We start from the raw sequence: 4,121 nt of genomic DNA on the forward strand, positions 1-4,121 counted from the left end.
GGTAATCATTGTAGGAGAGATCGCTGACGAGCATTCCAAAGGGTTGTTCATCATCAAATACTGGTGCTGGAACGGTCTCGAGGATTGCGTCAAGCAACTGGTGGAGGTTCTCATCAAGATCAAGAGAAGACAGTCCACAACGACCATCCTTCCCACTTGCATAGAATACCGGCACCTCAAGCATTGATTCATCATCGCCAAGCTCGAGAAGCAATTCATAGACCTCCTGGAGAACCTCTTCACTACGTTCATCCTGGCGGTCGACCTTGTTGATGACGATAATTGGTTTCAGGTTTAGTTTGAGTGCTTTCTCAAGTACAAAACGTGTCTGTGGAAGCGGACCTTCCGCTGCATCCACAAGAAGGACAACACCATCGACCATGGAGAGCCCTCGTTCAACCTCTCCACCAAAATCAGCGTGTCCCGGGGTATCGATGATGTTGATCTTCACCCCTTTCCAGGAAATGGCACAGTTCTTTGCGCTGATCGTGATACCACGTTCCCGTTCAATGGCTCCACTGTCCATTATTCTGTCTTGTCCATCATCAGTGAGCCCACTCTGCCTGAACATGGCATCCACCAACGTGGTTTTGCCGTGATCAACGTGGGCGATGATGGCTATATTGCGAATCATATCATTCTGGGTAAGCATAAGAATTCCTTACGTCCGCATTTAGCGGATGACGCTGGTCCTCGATTCCTTCGATTCCAGGAACGTTTTGACCAAGATGAGCAGAAGCATAAGCAGAATACTGATCGTGATGGTGGCAAGACCTCCTGCCATTCCAACGGACTGTGCAACAGCCCCGATTATGATCGGCATACTGATCGCTCCAATAGTTGCAGTTGCGATACAAGTTCCGGTTGCGATGGTAGAGGAGGTGAATCTGCTGTCCATCGTAGAGAGTGTTGTGGGATAGGTTCCACTCATGGCAAAACCAAATCCAAAAAGGCTGACATAGATCAATGCAGTATTCTCTACGCTGATCATCATCGTGAAGAAAGCAAACTGAAGCAAAGCAAGGATGATGAGCAGGACATTCTTGTTCATTCTGTTTGAAAGGTGGGCACAGGCAAGTCGCCCAAGCAATATACATACCCAAAGCGCCGAACTTGTTGTCTGCGCAAGGGAGGGGCTCAATCGTCCAGTGTCAATGAAGTAGGTCACCAACCAACCAATGACGGAGGCTTCTGAGCAGAGATAGAAAAACAATATAAAGGTGTTAAGCCAGAAACGGCCACTTTTCATGAATGCGTGGCTCTGATGCCCCACTTCCTTTTTCTTGGGTTTCCCCGATAGGGATGATCGACTGAGAAAAATCAGTACCAGAAGTTCAGCCAATACCAGGAACCATGCACTGATCCTCCAGTGGACACCAAAGAGTGTTGTAGAGAAAAGCACTAGAAACGGAGCAAGAAAGGCGCCTACGGCGAAAGAAGCATGCAGGAGATTCAGCCCAGCACCCTTATTCTCACTTATCTCACTCATGACCACATTCGTAATGTTGCTGTTGGTGCCTCGCCCTATTCCAGTAAAGGCAAAAGCAAGAAGCAGCAACAGTGGATTACCTGTTACGGTGATCAAGAGAAATCCGATGACAATACCAAGAGAAAGGGTAATGGTACTCCGCTTACGACCGATGAGATACGGAAGGTATCCGGCGACAAGAAGTGCAATAAAGTTTCCTACCTGGTGAGCAGAGATCACAGCACCACTGAGTACATAACTCATGTGATACTCTTCTTTCAGGAACGGTAGCAATGCCCCGATCATGGTGCTCATCATCCCACTGGTGAGAAAGGCAAAATATAACGTATACATCAAGGGCACGTGTTCACGTTTAACCTTGAGCATGGAAGCAAGGGAAGGCATATAAACTCCTAGATTGTTGCAAGGAAAGGATTCCAGACAAAAGTACGGTCTAAAAACGTACATCTATTAAATACCGTTATTTGGCACTTTTGTCCACTAGGTAAGAGATTATCATCTTCTTCATGAAGAGGATGTATAGCAATAACTTAAAGGATTATGTAACAAATATCATAACCATTATTCGTATTGTTTCAAATGTTTTTATCATTGTTTTTATGTATTTTTATATTGTTTCTGTTATTTCCTATACTTTTTTGCTGTTATTCTATTTCGTTTCTATTCTTAAATTACCTTTTTTATCAATGATTCTTAATTGCATTATCAGTTATACTTATAGCATATAGCTAGCTATCCAAATTCTTTCATTATTGTATTGAAGTCCAATCCTCATCCTTCCAACAAGAACAAAGCGAGTATGTCTAACCAAGGGTATCACAAATATAATGGATTACCATTTACATTTCTTTAGGTATCATTACCAGCAAACTTTGTTTTATGGAAATTCCAGACACTTCCCATTCTATATCCCATTGATGGTTTAAGTAGGCAACTACATAGTACAAAACCCACCATGGTCCTTTTCAAGATACACAAGATGGATAGTCAAAAACACCCGAACAATACAAGCATCCAAGAGAAGTCTTCTAAGACCGGAAACACATCAAGATAAGCTACTTCCTTTTTTTTCCTATGTTTCAGAGTTCCACAAAGAAGAGAGAGAACAAAGCATTCCAGATATCCCTTTAAGTAATCATCACCTTGTAGTCACAGGATGAAATCTCAGTTTGTTATCAAAGTTGATAAAAAAAGAACTTTCATACATGATCTTCATAGAAAACACTACCCCCAACGACCTAGGCTCAAATAAGGTATTCTTTGACTATCATTATCTATCTATGATATATATTCTTTTTGTTTTTATATTGTTGAAACGTTTTTCTGTATTGTTCTAATATCTTTAATATATTATTTTATTGCTATTTTAATATATATGTATAATATGTGTCTCTCTGTAATTGATGGGCTCAACAATTCCCTGGATTGATTTGTTACATACCTATTTCGGTACTATTTATATCTTTTTAAAGACTACTTATACATTCCTTTCTCTGGCATATTCATTGATGGGATTGCATTAGTGCTTGTTCCAAAGCCTTGAGATGTGTCTTGGAAGTAATGGTTGCACCACTGATTACTCACACATCGATATTCAATACAGAATGACATATCAAATCCCTTAAACTACACCAGATGTATTGTGAAAAGCTTGAGGCCTATCACTTAGGAAGCAAGAAAGAATTGTTGCAGTGCTATCCATAAACCACTAGCTCCAACAAACATATAGACAATACGCTTGAGAAGATAATCGGGGGTTCGTTTAAAAAGAAGCAGCCCAACATACGTGCCAACAGAAATAGCCACCCATCCAATAAGAATGATTGGTATGTGCGATATCTCAAACGCTCCATGATAACTTCTAATTAGGATACTCTGAATATTGCAGACCAGGAAATAGGCCTGGATGGTGGCTAGATAGTGTTTCTTGTCTTTCACAGCAGCAAAAAGATACAAGGCTACAGGAGGACCACCTATACCAAACAACCCATTACCCAACCCTGCAACAATACCCATTAAAAGCCCATTTATTGTGGATGCCTGTATGACAATTTTGTTACTGAAGCAGGCAAAATACAGTGACAATGCCATGAGAAAGAAACCGAGGATTCCTGTAAGGATGCGACTTTCCACCTGGAGACTGGATACGATCACAATGGCACCTACAAGCAAACTGGAAACCAACAAGGGGATAAGTACTTTCCATTGAATCGATTTCCAATACCTGATAGTGAGAAAACCAGTACTGCCGATTGCAATGATCTGGTTGAGTGTCACAGCTGTGGAAAATGGAAACAGGGAAGGAAAGAAGATCATGGCAATAATGGGAAAACCAAATCCGATATTTGCTTGTAGGAAAGCCCCCACAAACACAATGGCAAATACACTGAGAAGCAACACGACACACCCCCGAGGGCAAGTGTACCACACCTTTGGCCTATAGATATAAAAATACCCTCCGGTAAGGAGGGGATGAAGGGAAAAAGAAAAAGGCCCGGCGGCTACCTACTCTCCCACGGCTAACCGTAGTACCATCGGCGTGAGGGTGCTTAACTTCCGTGTTCGGGATGGGAACGGGTGTGTCCACCCTGCTGTGGCCACCGGGCCGGCCAACGCCTGGGAGCGCGAGGAT

At 42.5% G+C, this 4,121-nt stretch carries 3 protein-coding genes and 1 rRNA gene; all 4 read right to left on the reverse strand.

Annotated features, from left to right (window positions below; genetic code table 11):
• Positions 1-652: GTP-binding protein (locus JF818_RS16075; protein WP_198893054.1), on the reverse strand; the 652-nt coding region annotated here is incomplete at its 3' end.
• A gap of 21 nt (positions 653-673) precedes the next feature.
• Positions 674-1,873, reverse strand: coding sequence for a sugar MFS transporter (locus JF818_RS16080; protein ID WP_198893055.1), 1,200 nt, complete (start codon positions 1,871-1,873; stop codon positions 674-676).
• A 1,281-nt stretch (positions 1,874-3,154) separates the two neighbouring features.
• Positions 3,155-3,889 carry a sulfite exporter TauE/SafE family protein gene (locus JF818_RS16085; protein WP_198893056.1) on the reverse strand — a complete coding sequence of 245 codons (735 nt, stop codon included), beginning with the start codon at positions 3,887-3,889 and terminating at the stop codon, positions 3,155-3,157.
• Positions 3,890-3,981: 92 nt separating this feature from the next.
• Positions 3,982-4,094, reverse strand: a 5S ribosomal RNA gene (rrf, locus tag JF818_RS16090).
• Positions 4,095-4,121: the final 27 nt, after the last annotated feature.

This window comes from Sphaerochaeta sp. S2 (genome assembly GCF_016406725.1).
Lineage (GTDB): Bacteria > Spirochaetota > Spirochaetia > Sphaerochaetales > Sphaerochaetaceae > Sphaerochaeta.

Bases quoted from the DNA above. Each gene is read 5' to 3' on its own strand.
- JF818_RS16080 (WP_198893055.1), bottom strand. From the start codon at position 1,873: ATGCCTTCCCTTGCTTCCATGCTCAAGGTTAAACGTGAACACGTGCCC.